Source organism: Bacillus cereus group sp. BfR-BA-01524, assembly GCF_022662595.1.
GTDB classification, from domain to species: Bacteria; Bacillota; Bacilli; order Bacillales; family Bacillaceae_G; genus Bacillus_A; species Bacillus_A thuringiensis_S.
Genome location: NZ_JAKUDW010000002.1, coordinates 40,748 through 66,127 on the forward strand (window position 1 = coordinate 40,748; position 25,380 = coordinate 66,127).

Sequence of the window (25,380 nt, forward strand, 5' to 3'; positions counted from 1 at the left end):
ACAGTCAGCTCTTTCGAAAGCGCATTAAAATTAGAGGTACGAGAAGATTAGTTGAATTGAAATCTTCCGTACGTAAAAACGGAGGAGAAAATAAATGTTTAGTTTTTATAGTACACTTTGTACGGAACTGTATGATTACACAAAACCAGTCGGTTATTCTTTAAATGGTGATATTGAGTATTACAAAGAACGTTTAAAAAATTGTAAGGGAAGAATTCTCGAAGCTGCAGTAGGATCGGGACGTGTCATTATTCCGTTTCTTGAAGCTGGTTTTAAAGTTGATGGGATAGATTATTCACCTGAAATGCTTGATTCTTGCCGTAAGCGGTGTAAAGAGAGAGGCTTACATCCTAATTTATATGAAGGAAGCTTGCAACAATTTTCACTTCCGCATAAATATGAGGCAATTATCATTCCTACTGGATCTTTTTGTTTAATTGAAAATCGTGTGGATTCTATAAACGCATTGAAATGTTTTTATGAACATCTTAATCCATGCGGACGATTAATCGTAGATATTATGCTTCCGCATGACTGGAAGACTGGGGAAATTCATACATCGACTTTTTCTTTGCCGAGCGGAGACGGAATCACATTAGAAAATAAATCAATTGAAATAGATTGGCTGAACCAAGTTACTGTATCATATTTGAAATATGAAAAGTGGAGTAAAGGACAGCTAGTACAAACAGAGTTACAACGTTTTGCGCTGCGCTGGTATGGAATAGTAGAGTTTAAACTCCTTTTAGAAAGTATAGGTTTCTCTAACATTACTTGCTCTGCCGAATATGATTATGAAAAAGAACCGTCAAATGCAAATCAAATGATTACTTTTGAAGCTGTGCGAAACGAGAAATAAAAGAACTATCTATGAAAATAAGGCAATTGATATAATATCGATTGCCTTATTTTAATTGTATATCGCTTACATGTTATTAGGTTTTCATTGTCCAAGCATTCTGCTACTTACTACATATACTATTTATGTTAAAGTCAGCTACTATTTTATATAGGGCTGTTATTTTCCTATAAATGCTATTTTAGTGAAGTGGGAGGAATCAATTTGGAAAATATAGAACAAGATAGAATTGAAAATCAAGTGTATTCAAATCGTGTAGTAAGATCAGAATTTGATGCGAATTGGGAAACTTGTATATCAAAGAGTGGTTATGTAATTTATGTAGCAACAAGTAATAATGCTGAAGTAATAGTACTTCTTGCAGATGGTTCAAGTAAATTATTAATTTTCGAAAAAGGCGGTAAAGTAGTAGTAGGTGGCGGTGGAACAAGTCATTACAGTAAGCCACATATTGCAAGAAATATTTAAGGTAAAACATGTAATTGAGAAGAAGCTGGAAAACGGTTAGTCATTCATATTTAGAGAATGACCAACCGTTTTTAAATGTAGTTTTTGAAGAATTATATAAGCAATATAAAAAGCATTTCCTATTTCGGCAAATGCTTTTTATATGTTATAGTATAATAGTGTCTTAAAGTAATGTTATTTTAATATATTTCAAAGTTTGTTGTGTATTATTTTTATATTAAATTAGCACTTAAAGTATTTTTTTATATAAGGAGTAATAATTAGAGAAATGAAAAATATAGACTTTATACTAGAAAGTGATGAGGCATTAAAACCGTCTGAACGATTAGTACTATTACTATTAGAGAAGCATAGAATGTTATATACGAACGATCTATTGGCATTATCAAATTTATCATATAAAACATTAACAGATTCATTAACGGCGCTAGTTTTAAAATCGTATGTGTTAAAGGAAACAGGTAAGGGAAGAAGACAGAATTGCTATAGATTAATATGATAAGGCGGCTGTTTTAGAAGCTTTTACATATGTTTTTTTCAATCGTAAGGCGAAAATGTGTTTTTGTTTTCAAACGAAAATCTTACTATAAGAGTGGTTAAGTTAGTAGCATTTCATTTTTGTGAATGTAATTATTTCGTTATTGAAAATACAAAAATAAAATAAACTGCATAAAACAGAAATAAAAAAACAATCCATTTTAAAAAGGATTGTTTTTTTATTGGAATAATATTATTTGATATGTTGAAAGCATGAATGGCAGTAATAGAAATTACCTGTTTTAGTTCATGCAATTGACAAATATGATGAAAACTATGTGTATAGTTTTTTTTGATTGCTTTTTCAGTAACTATAATGAAATCATAGTCTTCATTGTTTAAAGGCATTATTTTTAACATTATTGCTATTCAATATTAAGCACAAAAATTAATATATAATATTATTATGTAAACTTAGGGCTTTAAAAGGGAAATGTAATAATTAATAGAACATGTAGAAGGGGGATGCTTAAATATTTTGAAGGATGGGAGATTATTATGAAGCATTTACAATCAATAGCACAAGCTGTTATAAGTGGTAATAGGGAAAAAGTAGTGGAGTTTATAAAGGCGAGTCCAAGTATTGTTAACGAATGTAGTGAAGATGGCTGGACACCACTTCATTTAGCAGCTTATTTTGGACAGACAGAAATAGCGAGTTTTCTTTTAGAAAGCGGTGCAGATATACATAGTAGAGCAAAAAACGAAAATGAAAATACACCTTTGCAAGCAGCAATTGCGAACAAGCAAAGTGAACTTGTCACTTTCTTAATTGAAAAAGGATCAGATGTAAATATTATGCAAAGTGGTGGCTGGACAGGACTTCACGAAGCAGCATTATTAGGAAATGAAGAAATAATTATGTTACTCCTTAAAAATGGAGCTAATAAGATGATTAAGAAAAATGATGGGAAAACAGCGTATGAAATTGCATTAGAAAAAGGATATGATCACCTATTACATCATTTGAAACAGGAAGTGAACTTATGATGAATAAATGGAGTGTTGGTATATTTTTATTTAATGAAGTAGAAGTGTTAGACTTTGCAGGGCCATTTGAAGTTTTTTCTGTAACTGAGGTGAATGAAGAAAAAACATTTACTGTTTATACAGTTAGCGAGAATGGGGAAATGATTACAGCAAGGAACGGATTGAAGGTACAGCCAGATTATAGTATTGAAAATTTACCACCAGTGGATATTTTAATAATTCCGGGTGGGCTAGGTGCTAGAGAATATGAAATAAAAAATGAAATAGTAATAAAATGGATTCGCCAACAAATGAAAGAAGTAAAGCTGATGACTTCAGTTTGTACAGGAGCGCTATTACTGGCGAAAGCAGGTTTACTGGAAGGTTTAAAAGCAACAACACATTGGGCTAGTATTGAAAAGTTTAAAAATGAGTTTAAAAATGTTGAAGTTATAGAAAATGTAAAGTTTGTAGATGAAGGACATATTATAACATCTGCCGGAATTTCAGCTGGAATTAATATGGCATTTCATATTGTGAAAAACTTGTTAGGTATACATGTTGCGGAGGACACAGCGAAGCGAATGGAGTATGATATTAGTTTGCCAAATTAAAAAGCCCGGATTGGGCTTTTTATATTGAATGAATATAGTTAAGCTCTTCATCACTCAAAATAGGGCGAACAGATGCATTTGCATTTTCTTGTGCTTGCATTCCGGTTTTGGCACCAGGAATTACAACACTTACTGCCGGATGAGAGAGTACATAGCGAAGTGCAAGTTGCCCTAGGGTCTGATTTTTATTTGAGAGCAACCGAAGTTTCTCTACGGTTTGTAAGTCTTCTTGAAACCAAGTTTCATTTGGCCAATCTTTGCGTAAATCTCCATCTGGAAAAATTGTTTTATTTGTGAATTTTCCAGTTAAAATGCCCATTTTTAATGGACCACGAATAATAGCTCCTAGATTTTTCTCTTGTAAGAATGGTAATATATCTTTTTCTGGTTTTCGATTTAATATATTGTAATCAAGTTGTACGATATCAATTTCGTTGTTGTTATTGAAATGATGAATGTATTGTAAATCATGAGTCGAAACACCGACTGCTCTTACTTTTCCATCACGTTTTAATATGTCAAATGCACGTAGAAATGCTTCTGTTTCTCTACGATTATGCCACCAAATATGACAAAAATAAAGATCAATATAATCTGTTTGAAGACGTTGTAAACTTGTTTCGAATACGGCGATGATTTTTTCGGGAGTATCATATACAGGAACTCCATTAGGGTCGTAGTGGTGTCCGATTAAACCACCTTTCGTTGATAGGATAATATCATTACGATGTCCTTTAATCGCGGTAGCCACCAACTTTTCACTATGTCCTAAACCATACACATCCGCAGTATCAATAAAATTCACACCACACTCAATTGCTTTTTTTATAGCGGTTATAGATTGTTTATCATTAACCGGTCCCCATTCATCACCACCGATTGCCCATGCCCCAAAACCTATTTCAGAAACAGTTATTCCAGTTTTACCTAATGTACGGTAATGCATATTTTCCCTCCTTATAAGCATGTTATAACATGGATATGTAGGCAAGGATTTTTGTGTGTAAAAAAACTCTTCTACAATAGTAGAAAAAGAATTACAGAAACTACTATTTTATAGCAGCATACATAAAAAATTTCGATGTAAATATGGAAATGTCGTCGAATGCTATCTTTAATTGGTTAATTTATGGGATATTTTTGTGAAGGAGTTTATTTTATAAGAATAGAATTTAGTTTAGTAAGAAAACGTGCCGATGGTAGTGAAAAATATGGGTTAGGGGGATTTGAATGAGGAAACTCAAACGAGTAAATGTTCCTAATATACCAGAGCAATTATCACAACCTAGTGACAAGCGTAGGGTAAATAAAAAGAAGTTAAGGCGACTTATTTTAATGGTCCTTTTTATTGCGGCAACTACTTTGTACGTTCAATATATTTTAACGAAACAACAAGAAATAATTGATAAAAAGAAAGATACGATTATGGATCAAAAGAAACAATTAGTATCTTTAAAGAAAGATAAAGGTTCTTTAAAGACTAACATAGAAAATTTAACAGACGATGAAGAAGAAATTTTGAAGTTTGCGAGAAAAGAGTATCAATTTTCTAAGTCAAATGAAACTATATTTGTGATGCCAAAGTAATGAAAAAACAGTTAGCCATAGCTAACTGTTTTTTCATGTTTAAATGTCATGGTACAAGGAACAATCACATATTGTAAAAATGAAGAGTTTGAGATATTTTCACAATTATGGAATATACACCGAAATAAAAATTGTTAAAATTCTGTTAATTGTATTATAATACAAGATAAGCGGATACATTTTTTAATCAACGTTGAGTTCATCGCTCATACGACTATTAAGAAACCCGTTATCCTCGTATAAGAAAGGAAGGTAGCTGTGTACGCTTCAAATACAATTTATGTCGTAGGGGATGCGAAAGCACCTCAAAATAATCCCATTACTGAAAAGTTTAAAAGCTATTTCGTAGCATTTGTTCTTGTTAAGGATACAGGGGAAATTGTAGATGCAGACTGCTCAGCGACAATTGCATTAACATCTCAATTTGTTAAATATTTATTTCTACATAAAAATATAAATGACCCGGCGTTAGTAATGGAAGTAAAGAACCGATATTTCGGTTCTTCTCAAAAAGCGTTACTTGTAGCGCTAAAAGATGCACAGAAAAAATATAATCAGATTGCTGCTTTGTCTACTCAATCATAGACAAAATCCAGCCGTAAGAATCATTCTTATGGCTGGATTTTTTTATTCCACATTAAAGTCCTACATCAAAAGCAAAGTAGAGAGATAGGAGAGTAAATGCTCAATAGGTTTACCTAATAATCTGTGGGTATAAATTTCCGGTGGATTAAGATTTCACTTCATTGGAGAACGAAAGGATGAACAAAATGAAAATTACAGACGTAAAAGTAAATCGTAGACGTATAAAACTTCATACACCGTTTAAAACCGCGCTTCGTACTGTAACAGAAATTGAAAGTATAGATGTTTATATTCATACAGACGAAGGAGTGATTGGTAAGGGGGCTGCAGCCGCAACGCCAGTTATTACGGGTGATTTCACCAGTGGAATGGAAGAAGCGATTTTAGGACCGATGCGTTCATGTTTAATTGGTCAAGATATCATTCAGTTTCAGCAGTTACTAGAGCGCATTCAAATGAGTTGTATTGGAAATTCAAGTGCGAAAGCAGCGGTAGATATCGCTTTATATGATGTATATTGCCAATATCAAAATGTGCCGTTATATGCATTGTTAGGCGGGAAGAAAGAAATTTATACGGATATTACAGTGAGTGTGGATGAGCCTGTATTAATGGCAAAAGAAGCGAAGAAACATATAGAAAAAGGATTTCAAACATTAAAGATTAAAGTGGGTAAAGAGGCGCATTTAGATTTGGAACGTATTGAGGCAATTCGAAATGTGGTACCAAGAAATACGACATTACGTTTAGATGCGAATCAAGGTTGGAGTCCAAAAGAAGCGGTCTCTATCATTCAAGAGATGGAAAATCGTAATTTAAATATAGAATTTATTGAACAACCAGTACACGCGAAAGATTGGGATGGGTTAAAGTACGTCAAAGATCGTGTGCAAACGCCAATTATGGCCGATGAAAGTATATTTTCAGTAAGTGATGCATTAAAGCTCGTTCAAGGAAGATATGCAGACTTAATTAATATTAAATTAATGAAATGTGGTGGCATACGTGAAGCATGGCGTATTGCAGATATCGCAGAAACAGCTGGTGTGAAGTGTATGGTGGGAAGCATGATGGAATCTTCACTTTCCGTTAGTGCTGTTGCGCATTTAGCGGCAGCGCATCCTAATATTCATTATTTTGATCTTGATGCACCGCTTTGGTTAATGGAAGAGCCGGAAGGAATGACTTATTCTGGATCAAAGGTAAACCTTCAATCGACAGTGAATAGTAAGTCTTAGGAGAAGAGACTAGTAAACTATTTTTTAAGGGGGATATATATGAAAAAAGTAGGAACTGCATTTTTAACAACTTTATTTATATTTTCATCGTTTACATCGGCAAATGCTGAAGAAAAGAAGGATAATAAAGCATTTATAGATGTATCTGCTGCAACGTTATGGACAGCACCTGATTCATTAAGGTCAATCGATACACCAAGTGCAACAAACCCAGTGGATCTATGGAAATGGACAAAATCAATGACACTTGACGAGAAACTATGGTTAACAAATGCAAATAAATTAGAAACACAAGCGTTACTCGGTCAAGAAGTAACTGTTATTGATAAGAAAGGCGAATGGGTGAAGGTATTAGTGCATGGACAGCCAACACCACGAAATGAAGAAGGTTATCCGGGCTGGATGCCTGAAAAGCAATTAACATATAATCAAGAATTTGCAGATAAAACAAATGAACCTTTTGTGTTAATAACAAAGCCAACAGCGATTTTATATATAAATCCTTCTGAAAAACATAAATCACTTGAAGTCAGTTATAATACAAGACTGCCGCTATTAAGTGAAGACACAATGTCATACCGTGTATTGTTGCCAAATGGTCAGAAAGCATGGCTACGAAAAAATGATGGAACAGTTTACCGTTCTCAAACTGATATTCCAAAACCGACCGCTGATGATTTAATTAACACAGGGAAAATGTTTTTAGGTTTACCTTATATATGGGCTGGTACAAGTGGTTTTGGATTTGATTGCTCTGGCTTCACGCATACGATTTATAAATCGCACGGCATTACAATTCCGCGAGATTCTGGACCGCAATCAAGAGCAGGGGTTACAGTTGATAAAGAAAATTTACAGAAGGGAGATTTAATTTTCTTTGCGCATAATCAAGGAAAAGGTAGTGTCCATCATGTTGCAATGTATATTGGTGATGGCAATATGATTCACTCACCAAGAGCTGAAAGGTCGGTAGAGATTATACCAGTAAATACACCAGGATATATAGAAGAATACGCTGGTGCACGTCGTTACTTACCTTAAAAATAGAGGGGGCTTTCAAATGAAAAAAATTGTTCGTTACTCATTAGTTAGTACTCTATTAGCTTCTTCATTTTTAGTTGGCTGCGCAAAAGAAAAAACTGCAACAAAGCCGAAAGATGAGAAGAAAGTATTGCAGTTACTAGAAATAGGTGAAATTCCGTCGTTAAATTCAGGGAAAGTAACAGATGCAGTCTCGTTTAACGTTTTAAATAACGTAATGGAAGGACTATTCCGTTTATCGAAAAATGATGAAGTAATTGAGGCAGGCGTACAAAAATATGAAGTGAGTAAAGATGGAAAGACATATACATTCCAATTGCGTGATGCGAAATGGTCTAACGGAGATCCAGTAACTGCTCATGATTACGTATACACTTGGAAGCAATTGATTAATCCAGATACCGCTTCTCAATATGCATACATTGCGTACGATGTGAAAAACGCTGAGAAGATAAATAAAAAACAACTAGGTCTAGATGAATTAGGAGTAAAAGCGAAAGATGATAAAACATTCGTCGTAGAGCTAGAACATCCTGTACCGTATTTTACGAAATTATTAATTTTACCATCTTTCTATCCAATTAACGAAAAATATGCGAAAGAGCAAGGTGATAAATACGGATTAGAAGCAAATAAAGCGGTATATAATGGACCGTTTACATTATCAGAGTGGAAGCATGAAGCTAGCTTTACAATGAAGAAAAACGATAAATATTGGGATAAAAAAGAAGTGAAGTTAGATGAAGTAAACTATCAAATTGTAAAAGAAATTTCAACTGCGGTAAATTTATATGAAACAGATAAAGTTGATAGAGCTGTTATTTCTACAGAATTCGTAGATAAATATAAAAATAATCAAGAGCTAAAACAATACACAGATCCAGTTATGTACTTCTTCCGATTTAATGAAAATGTACCGATTCTTAAAAATAAAAATGCAAGGCTTGCGCTAAGTACAGTTTTTGATAAGAAAGGACTTGCGGATTCATTTTTAAATGATGGTTCGGTTGCTGCAAATTATTACGTACCAAAAGGATTCTTAAAAGGCCCAGATAAGAAAGATTTTAGAAGTACGGCTCTTGAGTTTAATAAGACGAATGTAAAACAGGCGAAGGAATATTGGGAGAAAGCAAAACAAGAGACAGGTACAAATGAAGTGACGTTAGAACTATTAAATTATGACTTAGAAAACTTTAAAAAAGTCGGAGAGTACATTAAAGAGCAGCTTGAGAAAAATTTACCTGGATTAAAAGTGAATGTGAAATTACAGCCACATACGCAAAAATTAGCACTTGAGAAGAAGAAAGAATATGAAATGTCGTTATCACGCTGGTTACCGGATTATCCAGATCCAATGACTTACTTAGAAGTATTCCTTTCTGGAAGCAGTGTTAATAATACAGAATATGCAAACCCAGAATATGATGCGTTAATTAAGAAGATTAAAACAGAATTAGGTAATGATGAAAAGGCTCGCTGGAAAGCAATGCAAGATGCTGAAAAAATGCTACTTGATGATGCGGTAATTGCACCGGTATTCCAGCGTGGATTATCTTACTTACAAAAACCATATGTGAAAGATTTATATGTACATCAATTTGGTCCATCTACAAGTTTAAAATGGGCAGATGTACAAAAATAAAAGAATGGGGAAACAGACTTCACGTGTGTGATAGTCTGTTTTTTGTACAGTTCCGAATGAAATATAGACATTTCATATGTTTTTTCACGACTTAAAAATAAAATTATTACTAAAATTCCAGTGTGAAATTTATGTAGAATCTTGTATAATTAACGTGTTTCTATGGAAACATTTTCTGGCGCTATTTATATAGGGCTTAATAGAACAAGGAAGGAAATACATACATGTATATAATAGATAAATAGAATGGAACATGTATAGAGAAAAAGGAGAGAAAAGATGGCGTGTCAAAAACAAGGGTTACAAGTTAATAACGATAGAAAGAGGGACAGAAAATGAAAATGAAGCATGCTTTTGGTCCTATAATTTTAGCGTGTGTGCTGTTTTTCATTATCATTCTAATCCCATCGAAAAGTTTAGTATCGCTTATTAGTGATAAGAAGGTAGAAGATGCGGCAACTTCTTTACAAAAAGAGAAATTACAAAGTGCTTTCTTACAGCAAAAAATGTTAGAGAATTCACAGTATTTACCGATGTACGGTTCATCAGAATTTTTACGAATGGATGCATATCATCCGTCTAATTATTTCAAAGTAAATCCAGCTGGTTTTACACCGTTTTTAATTGGAACTGGCGGTACACAAAGCTTAGCTCATATTTTAAATATGACATCTACTATGGATGAATTAGAAGGTAAAAAAGTAGTCTTTGTTCTTTCACCACAATGGTTTACAAAGACTGGTGTCTCACAAGGGGATTTCACTAATAATTTCTCCAAACAACAAGCATATCATTTTATTTTTAATGATGAGATAAATCCAGAAATGAAGAAGCAAATCGCGAAACGGCTATTAGATTATAAAGTTGTTCAAGAAGATGATATATTAAAAAATTCATTAGAAGGTATTGTATATAATGATACAAAACATAACATAAAAGCAGGTTTAGCTAAACCACTTGCTTATATGCATCGAAATATTTTAGATTATAGAGATTTATTTAACTCTTTATTTAAAATCGAACCGATGAAAGAGAAAACAAATATCGGACTTCGTTCAATTTCTTGGGAAGATGCACGTAAACACGCGGAACAAGAAGGGAAAGCTGAGTCTACTACAAATACATTCGGAATTGAAAATCCGTATTATCATAAGAATAATCTGAAGAAAAAACTAAAAGGTTTAAAAAACTTTAGAGCAAATGAAACATATGATGAATCACCAGAATATGATGATTTACAAATTATTTTAGATTTATTTAAAGAGAAAAATGTCAAACCACTCTTTATTTCTGTACCTGTAAATGGGCCTTGGTATGATTATACTGGTTTCCCGAAAGAACGCCGTGAAGTGTATTATAATAAAGTTCGAGAACAGGTTGAGAAAGCAGGATATCCAGTAGTTGATTTCTCTGGTCATGAATATGATAAGTATTTCTTAAAAGATACGATTCATTTAGGCTGGAAAGGTTGGATTTATTTTGATGAAGCAGTGCAGAAATTTTATTCTGAGAAATAAAGTATAGAAATCGGAATGGCTATGAGCCGTTCCGATTTTTTTAGTATAGAGGATTTTGGTGAGGGCAATTTGGGAATGCATGTATATCTTGAACCTGTCTATAATCATAATGTTTCATTGCGAACTGAGCTTGATAAAGGTATTCATACACATATAATTGACCATCATGCGCTGAACATAATACGCCAGAAGTTCCTTGCCCATTTATGAAGGAAATACCGATAGGGCGTCCGATTAAGTATGGTATTTTTTGCTGCCAATGCATAGGGGAATCACTCCTTTTTGAGATAATATACGAAAAGAATGATCGAATGGTTGCTTATCCATGTAAATGTAGATGGAAAGGTGATATATAATTCCTGAAGATTAATTCATATATAAATAAAAAACCGCTATAATTCCGAATGAATTTATAGCGGTTTTTATTATATTCTTAAGCAAGATTTTTGCGCTTTTTTGTCCATTTTTTTATAACGAAGTATAAAAGTATAAGTACGACGCCACCAATTGCAAATGATTTCACATACGGACCAGCAATATCGTTTATATTCTCCCAGTTTTCGCCTAGTTTTTCACCTAAATAAATGAAAATAATAGACCAAGGGATAATCGCAAGTGCTGTTAATGTAGTAAAACGTAGTAAAGGCATTTTTGTAATACCAGCAGGAATTGAAATCGCATGACGTACTACTGGAATGAAGCGTGCTGTAAAAATGACGCCAGTTCCGTAACGATTAAACCAATCTTCTGCAGCATCTATTTGTTTTTTATGTATGAAAATATATTTTCCATAACGTTCTAATATGGGGCGTCCGCCGTATCGTCCAAGCCAATAAATAAAGATTTGGGCAATAACACCGCCAATTGTACCGAATACGACTGCACCTATAAATGAGATACTACCATTGAATACTAAGTAACCTGCATAAGCAAGGACTATTTCACTTGGAATAATCTCAATCATAAGTCCAAGCATAATGCCCCAATAACCTAATCCTTCAAAAAACGTTAATACTGAATGAATAAAACTACTTAACATTGTTGCACCTTCTAGTTTATGAATTTTTGAGTATAAGAACCTTTTATTTAATAATGTAAAAGGTTCACTATATGTAGATTATATCTTATTTACATAGGGGATTGCTATTTCAATTCTTTTATGTCTCTCATAAGTATTATAGTAAAGGATATAAGCCGCGTTTTCATGAAGGGTTAATGAAACGATTATTAAAAATTTCTCATATATCAATGATAATAGACTGAAAATTAAGTATAATGGTATAGGTCTTTCATTTACAAAAATAGGAGGAGAACGTATGTATATTACAGATCCGATTTATGGACCAATCTTTATTCGTGATAGAGATATCCTTCGATTGATAGATACAAAAGCATTTCAAAGGTTGGCGAATATTAAACAACAAGGACATACTTATCTTTTACATGAGAACGCAATACATACGAGGGAAGAACATTCGATAGGTGTATATGTGCTAGTAAATAAAGTGATAGAACATCTTACTGAGATTGGTGACATACATTTATCGAAATATGAACGAAAGCTAGTATCTACTGTAGCCCTTTTACACGATGTTGGACATGGGCCATATTCACATTGTTTTCAGCAAATATCGGGTGAAGATCATGGTGAGTGGACGGTACGAATCATTCAAGAGGACGAAGAAATACGTACGATTTTAAATCAAACAACTGGATTAATAGGTGATGTAACGAAAGTTTTAACAGAAGATGGAGTTTTTCCAATTATAGATGAGCTCTTATTTAATTCATTAGGAATGGATCAATTAGATTTTTGGAATAGAGATTTATATTACTCATCGCTTGAATTAGAAGGTTTACAGATAGAAGAATTGATTGCTAACATGCGTTTAATTGACGGTAAACTTGTTATTGAAGAATCGGGAATCCCCTTCATCGAACAATTAATGAAAATGAAAGAAGGGCTTTACAATAATGGATTTGGCCACCCGTTTGTGATAGGAAAAGACATATTGCTGCAAACAATTTTTAAAATGATAGAGGAGAAAAATCTTTCGTTCTATACTCCTGAACTTCAAAACTTTTTTCATAAAGGAGAGAAGTTAGAAGTAGAAGACTTTCTTCCGTTACAAGATGAAATAATTTTAAATGAAATACAGTGCTTTGCAAAATCAGATGATGTTGAAATAGTATCTTTAATTCAACTTTATGTTTCACCAACTAAAAGTTTATCATTTCAAAAAGGAGTGGAGGGTGATTTTAAAAAGGAAAATAACAATTTAGCGATAATAACTGAGAAAAAGGCGTACAGTTCATATGTAGGTGGTATTTACGTTTATAGTGAGGGGCAGTTAGAGGATATTGTAGAAAAATCCCCTTTTATTCAACAGATAGTGAGATTACCTAAAAAAGAATATGCATATTCTTTTTAAATTGGTTTGAAAACATAAAATAGATGGGGTGGAAATGTGAACTGGGAAGAACGTCTTCTAGAATTGGATGATTTACCAATTATATTAGAATGGTATAACGACGAAGAATTACATAACATAGCAGATGTGAAACCATTTAAGCGATATACAATAGAAGAACTTCGGGAGTATTGGACTAAAAAATTAGCGCGGTCTTATGCAAGTTATCATGTAATAATAGTGAGAGATGAAGTAATAGGAAGAATCGGATTAAAAAAGACGAAATATGATGATACCTATGTGATGGAATACTCTATTCTTATTGGCGTTTCGAATTTATATTCAAAAGGACTTGGAACAGAAATTACAAAGTATTTCATAAGTAAATCGTTTTTAGATTCCGATATACAAGCAGTTGTATTACAGGTAAGGGAAGATAACAAAAGGGCAATTCGTTGTTATGAGAAAGCTGAATTTAAAAAAGTAAAATCATATATAGAGAATGAAGTGAAAGTGTATGATATGCATAGAATTAAGAATGAGAAAATAGCACGGTAAAAAAAAGTTAATTCTGAATGTAATGAGGGTTAGAGGGATATATGGAACCTTAAATGACACTACTTGTAGATATGCGTAATACTACGGCTTTATATGAAATGAAACTTAAATTTAAATAAATCAAGCAAGCATTTGTTGTATATTTGGAACAGATGCTTGCTTGTTTCCGTTATAAAAAAATAGAAGCATTTCTGCTCCTATTTTTTAAGGCTTCACATCTAAGTTCTGTAAAAATAACGTTGCTGTTACGTAACGTTTTGCTAACATTTGTACATAAGCGGTATGTACAGAAAGGGTCGCAATAATAATAGCGTTACGAATTGCTTCGCGTTGTTCGTTATTAATTTGATCGAACTTGCTTGCGATTTTATCAGCTTTTTCTTTTACGATGTTTTCAATTGTATGAACTGTATCTGTTGCATTTAGTTGTAAGCAATTCCCTTGATTGAGTTCTTCAAATAGAGAAGAGTATGCTACATATAAATGAACAGGATTGATTAAATCATCACTTCGATCGGCTGGGTCATTAACGATAAGGCGTAATAGCTTACGAATTGATTCAAAATCAAGTGCTGTTTTTAAATCTTCGACAATGAACAGTAAGGCTGCTTGTTCAATCGAATATTTTTTCCCTTTTTGAGGAGAGCCAATCATTTCTTTTATATCTCGTTTCACCCAGTTTTGCATAGCAGTTACAGAGAAACTTGTGTTTTCAATCTGATTGCCAAGCGCAACTATTTCATTTAAAGAAAAACCGACATCAGTATCGTCAATTTTAATCAGCTTTTCAAAAATAGGTGAAAGTGCGGTAGTAATAAAAGCTGTAACGCTTTGTCCGCTTTCAATATCTTTTTTATGTGACTTTGCCCAAGCTTCTTGTAAAATACCGAGAGGCTTTTTCGTATTCCATCCTCTTAGTGATAGAAGAAGGGTAGCCATTTCGTTTCGTGTGAGATGAAATGTTTCCATCTTTTCACCTCCAAAATAATAAAAAGTTCTTATGAACTTATAATATGTTTTGTTTCATTTAAAGTCAATTCTGTTTTGCTTAATTTTTCCTTTGTCACCAAACTGTTGAAAGTAAATAATACTTGCATATTTCGACAAAAGTTCATATAATAAGTTCATAAGAACCTTTAAAATGTTCTTAAAAACAAATCTATCATTCTGAATTTACTAGAAAGATAGATTTCACATATATCTATATAAAAGGAGAATGGATATAATATGTTGAAAAAACTTGTAGCAGTAATGACAGCATTCATGGTTATCTTTGGGGCTAGCAGCTTTATGTTCGTAGATCATGCAGCAGCGAAAAGTTACAAATCTGGTAAAAAATCATTTACACCAAGTTCAGGTCAAAAGTCAAAAGTTGATTTAAACAAAAAAGACTCAAATGTAAATTCTCAAAAAATGACTCCAGATTCAAAAACGAAAGCAACAAACACAGCACCAAAAAGTAATAAAGGAAGCTTTATGAAAGGTTTATTACTAGGTGGTCTTGGTGGTTTACTAATGGGTAGCTTATTTGCAAATATGGGAGCTCTTGGTTCTGTATTAGCGTTTATGGTAAATATGTTAGTAATGGCTGGTATCGTAATGTTAGTAGTTCGTGCATTTAAATACTTCAAAGACCAACGTAAGAAGAAGGCAGATGAAGTAGCATGGAAACAATAAAAATTTCTGAACAAGAATTAATAAATGCGCTTTGCGTATATATAGCTGAAAAAAGACAAGTGGGTCCAGAAGAAGTGTTAGTTGAACTCATGTATGACGATGACTACGGTTTCTCTGCGGAAGTAGAGGTAAATGGTCGCCAGCAAATTTTAATTCAAGCAAACTTAATCGAAGCATTACGCTTATTGCTTGACAGAGAATATAATGTCAATTCATTCGCAGCGAGATTACAACTTGAATTAGATGATGAAGAAGGTATTTACGCATTAGCGAAATTTAATAACTCGGATGAGTAGAGAAAAGAGCTGTTGAGAATAATCTCAGCAGCTCTTTTTAGTATGTGCATATGTAGAAGAATAATCACGCCAAATTTCATTCATCTTTCGTCTACCGATATCTACCATCGGATTAAACTGAATTGCAGCTTTTTGACGAACAGAGTGAACGTTTTGAATGGCGTGATATAATTGTTGGTCGACTATATCATGTTTTTCACCTGCGTATTTAGCAATTGATAGACCTGCAACTGTTCCTTGCGCCATCGCAATTTTTCCGCTTTCAATGCCTGTAATATTGCCAGCTACAAATAAACCAGGAAGAGGGGTTTCCATTGTTTCGGAATGGAGAGGAACATGTCCGCCTAATTCTGAAATGTAATGGAAGGGACAACCAGCTACAGCTGCAAGTTCGGCAAGTGGATATAATCCCCCGGCAATACAAACAAAATCTGCTTCATATATTTTCTCTGATCCATTAATAACATTTCCTTTAGAGTCAATATTAGCAATACGTACACCTTCAACTTGATCTGTTCCGATAATTTCAAGAGCTGCTTTCCGAAGGTGAAGTGGCGTTCCGTTTATTTTCATTCCGCTGTTTGGATAGAATGTTAATCCAGTTTTTCGAATCCAATCATATTTCATAAAGTGGCTACCTATTCGTAAAATAGCAGAAGGAGCGAGATGTGCTGCATTTAAAAGAGAGTTTAAAACTTCTTCAGGTTCACCAGCTTTTTGACTTAACTCGCTTTTTTCAGGGAGTACAATATGATCTACTTTAATTCCCGCTAATTGCAATTCACTTAAAATGGCGAAAGACAAAATGTTAGCACCAATAATGATTCCTTTTTTTCCAACTTGCACGCGATGAACATTTGTCATAACTTGAGCTGCTCCAATTGACATCACTCCTGGAAGTGTCCAGCCTGGAAGGGGAATAGAATATTCCGCAGCACCAGTAGCAAGTAGTACGAACGGCGCTTCTAACGTACCGATATTAGTATGTACAAACCAATTGTTTTCATCTTTATCTAAATTATAGACCGACACACCGCACCTGATATGTACTGAAAGTGATTCTGCTTCTTCATGAAGTCGCTTCGATTCTTCTATTCCGTTCCACCATTCTCCAGTAGGCTCTTGATGCAACTGTCCTAACAATCTCCCGCCCGGCTTCATAAATTCATCAATAACGAGCACTTTTAGTCCGAAACGAGCACAAGAGATAGAAGCAGATAATCCCGCTGGCCCTGCACCGATAATAATTACATCACTCATCGTTTTTTCACCATCTTTCTCACGATATTCGGATGCTGTTTCCCGCTTTCAACAACCATGTTTTCTTCTACAACAGTTAAGCATGCGCGTACATTTGTTTGATTGTTTACTGTCACGCGGCATTCGGAACAGTGCCCGATATTACAATAAATACCTCGCGGTGTCCCGCTATCTTCATGAACTCTTAATGTCCGTATTTCATTTGCTAACAGGGCAGCAGCTATCGTTTCATGTTCATATGCTTCGTATTGATGACCGTTAAATTGAAAAGTAATACGCTCACTACTTTGTAAAGTACCTAAAATAGGGTGATGTGTAATTCTACTCATTTACTTTCACCTACCGATCCAAAAGTAACTGCACGTATTGGTGGTTGATATTTTAACGGTAGTTCATTAAGAGTTACGCCAGGCTTCGCATTTTCAATCATTCGATCTAACATTATTCTGCATGTACGACCACCGCAAAATCCCATGCCAGCACGTGTTCTTAGTTTTAATTCTCTTGCCGAGCAGTTATATTCAGCAATTGTCGATTGAAGTTGTCCGTATGTAACCTCTTCACAACGACAAACGATTAAGTTGTTTTTATTTGTCATATGTATTCCTCCTCTAGTTCGGTTTGCACAAATTATATATGCAAAAATCATGCCAATATAGAGGAGGGAGAGAGAGCTACCTGTAAACGCCTAATCGGTGCATACTGCTTCTTTATTGAAGTCCAAGTTTTTTTAAACGGTTATATAAAGTAGCCCTTGTTACGCCAAGTTGTTTTGCACATTCTAATTTATTGCCATTTAAAATTCGTAAAGCCCTTTCAATAACTTTTTTCTCATGCTCATCCATCTCTTCTTGTAAAGAAAGGATTGTATTATTGTTGCTGAGTAATAGGGAATGAGCTGTATGATTGTCTAAATTTTCGGTTGTATGAAATGGTAAATATTCTTGTTTTATAATTCCGTCTGTCGCAAATACCACAAGTCGTTCAACAACGTTTCGAAGTTCGCGAATATTACCTGGCCAATTGTAATGAAGCAGTTCATGCATAATGCTTGAAGGTAAGTCACGAATTGGTCTGTTATAGTTGATTGAAAAATCGTTTAAGAATGAGTATGTGAGTTCGATAATATCCTCTCGTCTTTCACGCAGCGGTGGAATATGCAGGCTAACTACATTTAAACGATAATATAAATCTTCTCGGAAAGTTCCTTTTCTCATTTCTTCTTGTAAATCCCGATTTGTAGCAGCGATAATGCGGAAATCAATATTAATTTCTTTTTCTCCGCCAACTCGGTAATACTTTCGTTCTTGTAGTACACGTAACAGTTTTACTTGCATATCGAGCGGCATTTCGCCAATCTCATCGAGGAATAAAGTACCGCCTTGTGCGAGTTCAATTTTACCTTTTTTCCCTTTACTATTAGCTCCAGAAAACGCCCCACGCTCGTAACCGAATAATTCACTTTCAAATAACGCTTCTGGAATTGCCCCGCAGTTAATCGAAATGAAAGGCGCCTTCACTGCTTCACTTGCTTCATGAATTGCTTTCGCAAATACTTCTTTTCCAACTCCGCTTTCCCCAAGTATTAAAACAGTTGATTTCACCGAACAAACTTTTCTAGCTAATTGTATTGTTCTTTGTATAACAGGACTTTTTCCATTCATCGCAAGAAATGGATCGGATTCATCTTTATACTTTGCCACTTCTTGTTCTAAACGGTGCATTTCATGTGACATATTAAATAGTTTTTCATTTAAAGCGACTTGATTTGTAACATCTGTTTCTGAAACGACTGCTCCTATAATTTCATCATTACAATAAACTGGATTTGAATTAATTAATACGAATAAATCGGGACGAGGCTGATGGAACTGAGCGACTATGCTTTTTCCATCATGTAAAGATTGTAAAATTTCCAAGTCTTTATAATCAAAAAAACGAGTAATCGGTTGCCCAATAATTTCATTATGGTTGACTGAAAATATTTTTTCAGCACCATCTGTCCAAGTTCGAACGCATTCTTTACTATCAATGACTGTAACAGAAGAGTCAGTTGTTTCTATTACAGTGTCATAAAATGCCTGTAGTTCATTGTAGGACTTATAAAGAAATGGAATCATTTGCTGAGAAGTTATACAGCATATCGGCTCATCGTTTTCGTTAAGGATGATAACAGCTAATTCATAAGAAAAAGCGTCAATTAATGCAGTGAATGAGTCATCTACATAAATAATGGCGCAATTATATTCTTCTGTAGTAGAAGGGAGATAATAAAACCTTTCGTTTACTTGCTTAATGTGATTAAGGCTACATGTATGATCGATTAAAACACGTTCCAAAAACTCTTGTATAGTCGGAAATGAAAATGCCATAATGCCCTCCCGTTATGTATAAAAATTTTGACAGTGATAAAAAAATAATACACCTATTTACTATAAATTTGAATTATTTTTACAAATAAAAATATTGTTTATGGAAATTGTATATATGAAGAATTGGCACGTCAATTGCATAAAAGAAAGTGAGAGGTTTAGGGAAAGGAGGAGTATATTGTGAGGCACTGCGACGTTTTAATTATAGGTGGTGGAATAATAGGGTGTTCTATCGCTTATTACACTTCAAAATACGGAAGAGACGTAACAATCATTGAAAAAGGAGAATTTGTCAGCGGGACGTCTTCACGGTGTGATGGGAATATTTTGGCCATTGATAAAGATCCGGGATTTGATAGTCAAATGTCTTTAGTAAGTCAAAAATTAGTAACTGATTTAAGTGAAAAATTAGAGCATTCATTTGAATATAGGGCACCAGGAAGTATTCTCGTATGTGAGTCAGACGAAGAGATGGAAGCTGCGCAGCAATGGGTAGATCGGCAAAAAGAAGCTGGATTACCGTTTCGAATGCTTGATAGGCAAGATATAAGAGAAGAGTCGCCTTTTTTTGCTGATGATTTATTAGGCGGTTTAGAATGTGCGACGGATTCAACTGTGAATCCATATCTCCTTGCTTTCTCGCTTCTGTCAGAGGCACAAAAGTTTGGCGCAAAAGCCTTTAAGCAGACCGAAGTTAAGAGTATGAAAATAGAGACGAATGGTTCATTTGTTGTAGAAACTACGAATGGTACTTTTACAGCAAAACAAGTTGTAAATGCAGCCGGTGTGTGGGCTCCTAAGATTGGTCAGATGTTAAATGTAAATATACCAATTGAACCGAGAAAAGGGCATATTATAGTAGCATCAAGGCAACAACATGTAGGATGCCGTAAAGTAATGGAATTCGGTTATTTAATTTCTAAATTTGGCGGAAAAAGAAAAGTAGATGCTTTAACTGAAAAATACGGGGTTGCGCTCGTATTTGAGCCTACTGAAAGTCAAAATTTCTTAATTGGAAGTAGTCGTGAATTTGTAGGGTTTCATACGAGAATAAACAATGAAGTCATTAAATGTATCGCAAATAGAGCGATTCGTTTTTATCCGAAAATGGCAGATATGATGGTAATTCGTTCTTACGCTGGTTTACGTCCGTGGACAGAAGATCATTTGCCGATTATTTCACGAGTGGAACATATTCCGAATTATTTCATTGCCGCTGGACATGAAGGGGATGGGATTAGTCTTGCAGCAGTTACTGGGAAAGTAATTGAAGAGTTATTAAATGAAAAAGAGACAATTATTCCTATTGAACCACTTCGTTTGAGTCGTTTTACAGAAAGGGTGTTAAACGGATGAGGTCACAAAGAGTCTTTACGACTATTGATACACATACGGGCGGGAATCCAACGAGGACATTAATTAGCGGACTTCCAAAGTTGATTGGAGAGACGATGGCAGAGAAGATGTTACATATGAAAAAGGAATATGATTGGATTCGAAAATTGTTAATGAATGAACCGCGTGGTCATGATGTAATGTCAGGGGCATTATTAACAGACCCGTGTCATCCTGAGGCTGATATAGGTGTTATATACATAGAGACAGGTGGATACTTACCGATGTGCGGTCACGATACAATCGGTGTATGTACAGCGTTAGTTGAATCAGGTTTAATTCCAGTAGTTGAACCGATTACTTCTTTAAAACTAGATACCCCGGCTGGCTTAGTGGAAGTAGATATTGCTGTTCAAGATGGAAAAGCAAAAGAGGTATCTTTCTGTAACATACCAGCTTTTTTATTGAAAAATATTACTGTACACGTCAAAGACATTGGAACTGTAGAGGCTGATATTGCGTATGGAGGGAATTTTTATGCCATTATTGATGCGAAGTCAGTAGGTCTAGAATTAGTACCAGAAAATGCATCTACAATCATCGATAAGGCGATTCATATAAGAAACACAATTAATGAGAAGTTTGAAATTACTCATCCAGAGTATTCGTTTATAAGAGGATTAACACATGTTGAATTTTATACAGATGCTACTCATGAATGTGCGCATGTGAAAAATACAGTTGTTGTACCACCAGGCGGAATAGATCGATCCCCATGCGGTACAGGAACATCTGCGAAGCTAGCTGTATTATACGCTCAGAAAGAAATCAAAATTGGTGAAGAGTTCATTCATGAGAGTATCGTTGGTTCTTTATTTAAAGGATATGTCATGAATACGACACATGTTGAAAATATTGAAGCTGTCATAACGAAAATTACGGGATCAGCTTGGCTTATGGGTATGCATAAATTTTTTTACAATGAAATGGATCCACTCAAAGAAGGATTTTTGCTAATTCCGCCGATGGAACATGAAACGGAGGATATAAAATGAACATTCAAAAAATGTATACAGCAGTAGACGTACATGTAAATGGCGAGGCATTTCGTGTAATGAAGGACGTACCATGCAAATACTACTACAGTTTGGAGCAATTAAATGAACAATTTTCAGGTGAATTAGCAGAAGAGATGAAGCTTTTATTAAATGAACCACGTGGTTTTATTGGTTTGAATGGGTGTATTGTCGTTCCATCTATCCATAATGAAGTAGATGCAGCTGTATTATTTTTTAATCATGAAGGTTCGATTCCGCTTCATTATGGGGGCATTGTTGCGGTAATAACGATGTTACTCGAAAGTGGGTATTTAAAAAAGAGAGAGTCCAATCAATATAAAATTGAAACGTTATCTGGAATATTTTTAGTTCATGCGTATGTAGAGAATGATGAAGTTATATCTGTTTCGTTTGAAAGCAAACTATGCTATATGATTGAGGAAAATTTAAAGAGTGGTAATATCACTTACTCTCTCATACAGGCAGATAAAGTATATGCAGTAGTAGAAAAGGATACGTATTCACCAGAAATCTGTATGGAAAATATTTCTGAATTAAAAAAATGGGGAGAAGCTACGCTTCAAGCTATAAAAAAGGAACTACTTATAAAAAGACTTATATTAATAGATTCCTTGAATAAAGAGGAAAACCATATAAAATCGATTACATTTCATGAAAATAATTTTATTGTTCGTTCACCGGGGTTTGTTTCTACTATTGTTTCCTATGTTCATGCATTATTTAAAAATGATTATATGGCGGATCAACCTTTTAAAAATGAAAGTATATTTAATAGTTTTATAACTGTGGAAAAAGTGAAGAAGGAGGAACTAGGATACATTTTCCGTTTTGAAAGTAGAGGATTTATTACAGGGATGCAGACGTTTCTATTAGACCCTACGGATCCGTTTCCGGCAGGTTTCTTATTAAAATAAAATGTGATAGGGAGAGATAAATATGCAAAAAATTAAAGGGGCATTTCCAGTATTAATAACACCGATGGATGAATTTCAGGAAATTAATTGGGATGGGGTAAAACAAAATGTAAATTACTTTATCGAACAAAAGGTTGCAGGTGTCATCATTAATGGAAGTACAGGAGAGTTTGTAAGTTTATCAAAAGAAGAACGATTTAAAATGGTAGAAACCGTGTTGAAAGAAATTGATGGCCGTATTCCAGTCATTGTTGGAACTGCAGCAGAGACGACGAAAGAAACAATTGAATATACGAAACATGCAGAAGCACACGGAGCGGATTGTGCATTAATTATAAACTCTTACTATTGTAAACCGAAGGAAGAGGAGATTTATTTTCATTTTAAAGAAATCTCAAACTCTGTAAATATACCAATTATGTTATACAATAATCCATTTACTTCTGGTGTTGATATGAGTACAGAGCTAATGCTCCGTATTGGAAAAGATTGTGAAAATGTTACACATATTAAAGAATCTAGCGGAGATATTCGAAAAGCGAGAGATTTAGTAAGACAAAGTGAAGGGGCTTTCCAAGTCTTCTGTGGTTCTGAAGATTTAGTTATGGAATCATATTTAGTTGGTGCCTCGGGATGGGTTTCAGTAGCAGGAAATATCGTTCCTGGTCTCGTTACAAAAATGTATGAGCATTTTCAAAATGGTGAATTAGAAAAAGCATGGGAAATAAACGATGCTATTTTACCACTTTGCGAGTTTCTTGAAGGGTCAGGGAAATATGTTCAAATCGTTAAACGTTCCATGGAATTACATGGGCAAGCGGGAGGACCTTCTCGCTATCCAAGACTAGGATTAACTGTTAACGAAGATCAAAAGCTTCAAACGATTTTATCAAATATTGCAGCTCATGCAGCTGTTTAAATAAGGAGGAGAACATAATGTTAAAGACAAATATTGAGCTGAAACCAAAAGTGGAAGCGTTTTTAAATGAAGAAATTAAAATGTTTATTAATGGCGAATTTGTTTCTGCTATTGGCGGAAAGACGTTTGAAACGTACAATCCAGCAACAGAAGATGTTCTAGCAGTCGTATGTGAAGCGCAAGAAGAGGATATTGATGCTGCAGTAAAAGCAGCAAGATCTGCATTTGAATCTGGTCCGTGGGCAGAAATGACTACTGCTGAAAGAGCGCATCTTATTTATAAATTAGCAGATTTAATTGAAGAACATAGAGAAGAGTTAGCGCAATTAGAAGCTTTAGATAATGGGAAGCCGTATCAAGTAGCACTTGAGGATGATATTTCAGCGACTGTAGAAAATTATCGTTATTACGCAGGATGGGCTACAAAAATTATTGGGCAAACAATCCCGATTTCAAAAGATTACTTAAACTATACGAGACATGAACCTGTAGGTGTTGTAGGTCAGATTATTCCGTGGAACTTTCCGCTCGTTATGTCTTCTTGGAAAATGGGAGCTGCACTGGCGACAGGTTGTACGATCGTATTAAAACCAGCAGAGCAAACACCTTTATCCTTACTATATACAGCAAAACTCTTTAAAGAGGCTGGATTTCCAAACGGTGTTGTAAACTTTGTACCAGGCTTTGGTCCTGAAGCAGGAGCGGCAATTGTAAATCATCATGACATTGATAAAGTTGCTTTTACAGGATCTACTGTTACAGGAAAGTATATTATGCGTCAGTCTGCAGAAATGATTAAGCATGTAACGTTAGAGCTTGGCGGCAAATCACCAAATATCATTTTAGAAGATGCGGACTTGGAAGAAGCAATTGATGGTGCATTCCAAGGTATTATGTATAATCACGGTCAAAATTGTAGCGCAGGATCACGTGTATTTGTTCATCGTAAACATTATGAAACTGTAGTAGATGCACTTGTGAAAATGGCGAACAACGTAAAACTTGGAGCAGGTATGGAGAAAGGAACGGAGATGGGTCCACTCGTATCTAAGAAACAACAAGAGCATGTGTTAAATTACATTGAGCAAGGGAAGAAAGAAGGTGCTACAGTTGCGGCTGGTGGCGAACGTGCGCTTGAAAAAGGTTATTTCGTTAAGCCAACTGTATTCACAGACGTTACAGACGATATGACAATCGTTAAGGAAGAAATATTTGGACCAGTTGTTGTTGTACTTCCATTTGATTCGACAGAAGAAGTAATTGAACGAGCGAACAACTCATCCTATGGTCTTGCTGCGGGTGTATGGACGCAAAATATCAAAACGGGTCATCAAGTGGCAAATAAATTAAAAGCAGGAACAGTGTGGATTAATGATTATAACTTAGAAAATGCAGCTGCACCATTTGGTGGATACAAACAATCTGGTATTGGCCGCGAATTAGGTTCATATGCGCTTGACAATTATACAGAAGTGAAAAGTGTTTGGGTAAATATAAAGTAA

General features: G+C 34.5%; 28 protein-coding genes. 20 read left to right on the forward strand and 8 right to left on the reverse strand.

The features are described from left to right. Positions 1–94: 94 nt before the first annotated feature. The 5 genes from MR170_RS01060 (at position 95) to MR170_RS01080 (ending at position 3,447) form a co-directional block, all read left to right on the forward strand. On the forward strand, positions 95–859 hold the full coding sequence (locus MR170_RS01060) for a class I SAM-dependent methyltransferase (protein WP_242306817.1): 765 nt from the start codon (positions 95–97) through the stop codon (positions 857–859). 204 nt (positions 860–1,063) lie between these two features. Further along, positions 1,064–1,327 carry a hypothetical protein gene (locus tag MR170_RS01065; RefSeq protein ID WP_016081250.1) on the forward strand — a complete coding sequence of 88 codons (264 nt, stop codon included), beginning with the start codon at positions 1,064–1,066 and terminating at the stop codon, positions 1,325–1,327. A 268-nt stretch (positions 1,328–1,595) separates the two neighbouring features. After that, a complete protein-coding gene (locus MR170_RS01070; protein ID WP_000789030.1) occupies positions 1,596–1,826 on the forward strand; it encodes a hypothetical protein in 231 nt (76 codons plus the stop codon). Positions 1,827–2,362: 536 nt separating this feature from the next. Continuing rightward, a complete protein-coding gene (locus MR170_RS01075) occupies positions 2,363–2,854 on the forward strand; it encodes an ankyrin repeat domain-containing protein (RefSeq protein ID WP_242306819.1) in 492 nt (163 codons plus the stop codon). After that, a complete protein-coding gene (locus MR170_RS01080; protein WP_242306821.1) occupies positions 2,851–3,447 on the forward strand; it encodes a DJ-1/PfpI family protein in 597 nt (198 codons plus the stop codon). The genes MR170_RS01075 and MR170_RS01080 overlap by 4 nt, the downstream gene beginning before the upstream one ends. Positions 3,448–3,466: 19 nt before the next feature. Here MR170_RS01080 and MR170_RS01085 read toward each other — a convergent pair whose 3' ends face one another. After that, on the reverse strand, positions 3,467–4,393 hold the full coding sequence (locus MR170_RS01085; RefSeq protein ID WP_029442568.1) for an aldo/keto reductase: 927 nt from the start codon (positions 4,391–4,393) through the stop codon (positions 3,467–3,469). Positions 4,394–4,677: 284 nt separating this feature from the next. Here MR170_RS01085 and MR170_RS01090 point away from each other — a divergent pair, with 284 nt between their 5' ends. The 6 genes from MR170_RS01090 (at position 4,678) to dltD (ending at position 11,057) form a co-directional block, all read left to right on the forward strand. After that, positions 4,678–5,034 (forward strand): FtsB family cell division protein, encoded by a 357-nt coding sequence (locus MR170_RS01090; RefSeq protein WP_016081255.1) that lies wholly within the window; start codon positions 4,678–4,680, stop codon positions 5,032–5,034. A 258-nt stretch (positions 5,035–5,292) separates the two neighbouring features. After that, a complete protein-coding gene (locus tag MR170_RS01095; RefSeq protein WP_000271322.1) occupies positions 5,293–5,619 on the forward strand; it encodes a DUF3870 domain-containing protein in 327 nt (108 codons plus the stop codon). Positions 5,620–5,795: 176 nt separating this feature from the next. Then, positions 5,796–6,857 carry a dipeptide epimerase gene (locus tag MR170_RS01100; protein WP_242306830.1) on the forward strand — a complete coding sequence of 354 codons (1,062 nt, stop codon included), beginning with the start codon at positions 5,796–5,798 and terminating at the stop codon, positions 6,855–6,857. 39 nt (positions 6,858–6,896) lie between these two features. After that, on the forward strand, positions 6,897–7,898 hold the full coding sequence (locus tag MR170_RS01105) for a C40 family peptidase (protein ID WP_242306832.1): 1,002 nt from the start codon (positions 6,897–6,899) through the stop codon (positions 7,896–7,898). 19 nt (positions 7,899–7,917) lie between these two features. After that, entirely contained in the window at positions 7,918–9,540 is a 1,623-nt protein-coding gene (locus MR170_RS01110; protein WP_242306834.1) for a peptide ABC transporter substrate-binding protein, read from the forward strand. A gap of 335 nt (positions 9,541–9,875) precedes the next feature. Then, complete coding sequence (gene dltD, locus MR170_RS01115) at positions 9,876–11,057, forward strand: D-alanyl-lipoteichoic acid biosynthesis protein DltD (protein WP_242306836.1); 1,182 nt, start codon at positions 9,876–9,878, stop codon at positions 11,055–11,057. A 40-nt stretch (positions 11,058–11,097) separates the two neighbouring features. On the opposite strand, the gene MR170_RS01120 is transcribed toward dltD, so the two are convergent. Next, on the reverse strand, positions 11,098–11,322 hold the full coding sequence (locus MR170_RS01120) for a hypothetical protein (protein ID WP_000558692.1): 225 nt from the start codon (positions 11,320–11,322) through the stop codon (positions 11,098–11,100). 168 nt (positions 11,323–11,490) lie between these two features. After that, on the reverse strand, positions 11,491–12,096 hold the full coding sequence (uptA, locus tag MR170_RS01125) for an undecaprenyl phosphate transporter UptA (protein WP_000952913.1): 606 nt from the start codon (positions 12,094–12,096) through the stop codon (positions 11,491–11,493). A gap of 277 nt (positions 12,097–12,373) precedes the next feature. Here uptA and MR170_RS01130 point away from each other — a divergent pair, with 277 nt between their 5' ends. After that, positions 12,374–13,489, forward strand: coding sequence for an HD domain-containing protein (locus tag MR170_RS01130; RefSeq protein WP_016081260.1), 1,116 nt, complete (start codon positions 12,374–12,376; stop codon positions 13,487–13,489). A gap of 36 nt (positions 13,490–13,525) precedes the next feature. Then, positions 13,526–14,026, forward strand: coding sequence for a GNAT family N-acetyltransferase (locus MR170_RS01135; protein ID WP_242306838.1), 501 nt, complete (start codon positions 13,526–13,528; stop codon positions 14,024–14,026). Between the two features lie 204 nt (positions 14,027–14,230). On the opposite strand, the gene MR170_RS01140 is transcribed toward MR170_RS01135, so the two are convergent. Next, complete coding sequence (locus MR170_RS01140) at positions 14,231–14,995, reverse strand: DUF1836 domain-containing protein (protein ID WP_000447231.1); 765 nt, start codon at positions 14,993–14,995, stop codon at positions 14,231–14,233. Positions 14,996–15,253: 258 nt separating this feature from the next. Here MR170_RS01140 and MR170_RS01145 point away from each other — a divergent pair, with 258 nt between their 5' ends. Both MR170_RS01145 and MR170_RS01150 read left to right on the forward strand, forming a co-directional pair. Beyond that, positions 15,254–15,703, forward strand: a complete 450-nt coding sequence (locus tag MR170_RS01145; protein ID WP_242306841.1) for a hypothetical protein — start codon at positions 15,254–15,256, stop codon at positions 15,701–15,703. Next, positions 15,691–15,999: a YxcD family protein gene (locus MR170_RS01150; protein WP_000447759.1), complete on the forward strand. Its 309-nt coding sequence runs from the start codon at positions 15,691–15,693 to the stop codon at positions 15,997–15,999. The genes MR170_RS01145 and MR170_RS01150 overlap by 13 nt, the downstream gene beginning before the upstream one ends. 24 nt (positions 16,000–16,023) lie before the next feature. Here the strand turns inward: MR170_RS01150 and MR170_RS01155 are convergent, their stop codons facing one another. The 4 genes from MR170_RS01155 to MR170_RS01170 form a co-directional block, all read right to left on the reverse strand. After that, positions 16,024–17,259 carry an NAD(P)/FAD-dependent oxidoreductase gene (locus MR170_RS01155; protein WP_242306843.1) on the reverse strand — a complete coding sequence of 412 codons (1,236 nt, stop codon included), beginning with the start codon at positions 17,257–17,259 and terminating at the stop codon, positions 16,024–16,026. Continuing rightward, entirely contained in the window at positions 17,256–17,588 is a 333-nt protein-coding gene (locus MR170_RS01160) for a (2Fe-2S)-binding protein (RefSeq protein ID WP_029442563.1), read from the reverse strand. Before MR170_RS01160 ends, MR170_RS01155 begins: the two co-directional genes overlap by 4 nt. Continuing rightward, the gene (locus MR170_RS01165) at positions 17,585–17,857 is read right to left on the reverse strand and encodes a (2Fe-2S)-binding protein (RefSeq protein ID WP_029442562.1); all 273 of its coding nucleotides are present in this window, start codon (positions 17,855–17,857) and stop codon (positions 17,585–17,587) included. The genes MR170_RS01160 and MR170_RS01165 overlap by 4 nt, the downstream gene beginning before the upstream one ends. Positions 17,858–17,969: 112 nt before the next feature. Beyond that, positions 17,970–19,631: a sigma-54 interaction domain-containing protein gene (locus MR170_RS01170; protein WP_226606829.1), complete on the reverse strand. Its 1,662-nt coding sequence runs from the start codon at positions 19,629–19,631 to the stop codon at positions 17,970–17,972. 180 nt (positions 19,632–19,811) lie between these two features. On the opposite strand from MR170_RS01170, the gene MR170_RS01175 reads away from it, so the two are divergent. Genes MR170_RS01175 through MR170_RS01195 form a run of 5 tightly spaced genes read left to right on the forward strand, consistent with a single transcriptional unit; the run spans position 19,812 to position 25,380 of the window. After that, entirely contained in the window at positions 19,812–20,987 is a 1,176-nt protein-coding gene (locus MR170_RS01175; RefSeq protein ID WP_001215272.1) for an NAD(P)/FAD-dependent oxidoreductase, read from the forward strand. After that, positions 20,984–22,021, forward strand: a complete 1,038-nt coding sequence (locus MR170_RS01180; protein WP_016081265.1) for a proline racemase family protein — start codon at positions 20,984–20,986, stop codon at positions 22,019–22,021. The genes MR170_RS01175 and MR170_RS01180 overlap by 4 nt, the downstream gene beginning before the upstream one ends. Next, complete coding sequence (locus MR170_RS01185) at positions 22,018–22,959, forward strand: proline racemase family protein (RefSeq protein WP_029442559.1); 942 nt, start codon at positions 22,018–22,020, stop codon at positions 22,957–22,959. The genes MR170_RS01180 and MR170_RS01185 overlap by 4 nt, the downstream gene beginning before the upstream one ends. A 22-nt stretch (positions 22,960–22,981) precedes the next feature. Continuing rightward, a complete protein-coding gene (gene dapA / locus MR170_RS01190) occupies positions 22,982–23,878 on the forward strand; it encodes a 4-hydroxy-tetrahydrodipicolinate synthase (RefSeq protein ID WP_029442558.1) in 897 nt (298 codons plus the stop codon). Between the two features lie 17 nt (positions 23,879–23,895). Then, complete coding sequence (locus MR170_RS01195) at positions 23,896–25,380, forward strand: aldehyde dehydrogenase family protein (RefSeq protein ID WP_242306845.1); 1,485 nt, start codon at positions 23,896–23,898, stop codon at positions 25,378–25,380.

What these genes read in the sequence shown, in the direction of transcription:
- dltD (WP_242306836.1), top strand. Translation starts at nt 9,876, where the DNA reads ATGAAAATGAAGCATGCTTTTGGTCCTATAATTTTAGCGTGTGTGCTG.
- MR170_RS01070 (WP_000789030.1), top strand. Translation starts at nt 1,596, where the DNA reads ATGAAAAATATAGACTTTATACTAGAAAGTGATGAGGCATTAAAACCG.
- MR170_RS01170 (WP_226606829.1), bottom strand. Translation starts at nt 19,631, where the DNA reads ATGGCATTTTCATTTCCGACTATACAAGAGTTTTTGGAACGTGTTTTA.
- MR170_RS01120 (WP_000558692.1), bottom strand. Translation starts at nt 11,322, where the DNA reads ATGCATTGGCAGCAAAAAATACCATACTTAATCGGACGCCCTATCGGT.
- uptA (WP_000952913.1), bottom strand. Translation starts at nt 12,096, where the DNA reads ATGTTAAGTAGTTTTATTCATTCAGTATTAACGTTTTTTGAAGGATTA.
- MR170_RS01180 (WP_016081265.1), top strand. Translation starts at nt 20,984, where the DNA reads ATGAGGTCACAAAGAGTCTTTACGACTATTGATACACATACGGGCGGG.
- MR170_RS01160 (WP_029442563.1), bottom strand. Translation starts at nt 17,588, where the DNA reads ATGAGTAGAATTACACATCACCCTATTTTAGGTACTTTACAAAGTAGT.
- MR170_RS01150 (WP_000447759.1), top strand. Translation starts at nt 15,691, where the DNA reads ATGGAAACAATAAAAATTTCTGAACAAGAATTAATAAATGCGCTTTGC.
- MR170_RS01145 (WP_242306841.1), top strand. Translation starts at nt 15,254, where the DNA reads ATGTTGAAAAAACTTGTAGCAGTAATGACAGCATTCATGGTTATCTTT.
- MR170_RS01130 (WP_016081260.1), top strand. Translation starts at nt 12,374, where the DNA reads ATGTATATTACAGATCCGATTTATGGACCAATCTTTATTCGTGATAGA.
- MR170_RS01140 (WP_000447231.1), bottom strand. Translation starts at nt 14,995, where the DNA reads ATGGAAACATTTCATCTCACACGAAACGAAATGGCTACCCTTCTTCTA.
- MR170_RS01195 (WP_242306845.1), top strand. Translation starts at nt 23,896, where the DNA reads ATGTTAAAGACAAATATTGAGCTGAAACCAAAAGTGGAAGCGTTTTTA.
- MR170_RS01090 (WP_016081255.1), top strand. Translation starts at nt 4,678, where the DNA reads ATGAGGAAACTCAAACGAGTAAATGTTCCTAATATACCAGAGCAATTA.
- dapA (WP_029442558.1), top strand. Translation starts at nt 22,982, where the DNA reads ATGCAAAAAATTAAAGGGGCATTTCCAGTATTAATAACACCGATGGAT.
- MR170_RS01105 (WP_242306832.1), top strand. Translation starts at nt 6,897, where the DNA reads ATGAAAAAAGTAGGAACTGCATTTTTAACAACTTTATTTATATTTTCA.
- MR170_RS01060 (WP_242306817.1), top strand. Translation starts at nt 95, where the DNA reads ATGTTTAGTTTTTATAGTACACTTTGTACGGAACTGTATGATTACACA.
- MR170_RS01110 (WP_242306834.1), top strand. Translation starts at nt 7,918, where the DNA reads ATGAAAAAAATTGTTCGTTACTCATTAGTTAGTACTCTATTAGCTTCT.
- MR170_RS01185 (WP_029442559.1), top strand. Translation starts at nt 22,018, where the DNA reads ATGAACATTCAAAAAATGTATACAGCAGTAGACGTACATGTAAATGGC.
- MR170_RS01155 (WP_242306843.1), bottom strand. Translation starts at nt 17,259, where the DNA reads ATGAGTGATGTAATTATTATCGGTGCAGGGCCAGCGGGATTATCTGCT.
- MR170_RS01100 (WP_242306830.1), top strand. Translation starts at nt 5,796, where the DNA reads ATGAACAAAATGAAAATTACAGACGTAAAAGTAAATCGTAGACGTATA.
- MR170_RS01085 (WP_029442568.1), bottom strand. Translation starts at nt 4,393, where the DNA reads ATGCATTACCGTACATTAGGTAAAACTGGAATAACTGTTTCTGAAATA.
- MR170_RS01075 (WP_242306819.1), top strand. Translation starts at nt 2,363, where the DNA reads ATGAAGCATTTACAATCAATAGCACAAGCTGTTATAAGTGGTAATAGG.
- MR170_RS01080 (WP_242306821.1), top strand. Translation starts at nt 2,851, where the DNA reads ATGATGAATAAATGGAGTGTTGGTATATTTTTATTTAATGAAGTAGAA.
- MR170_RS01165 (WP_029442562.1), bottom strand. Translation starts at nt 17,857, where the DNA reads ATGACAAATAAAAACAACTTAATCGTTTGTCGTTGTGAAGAGGTTACA.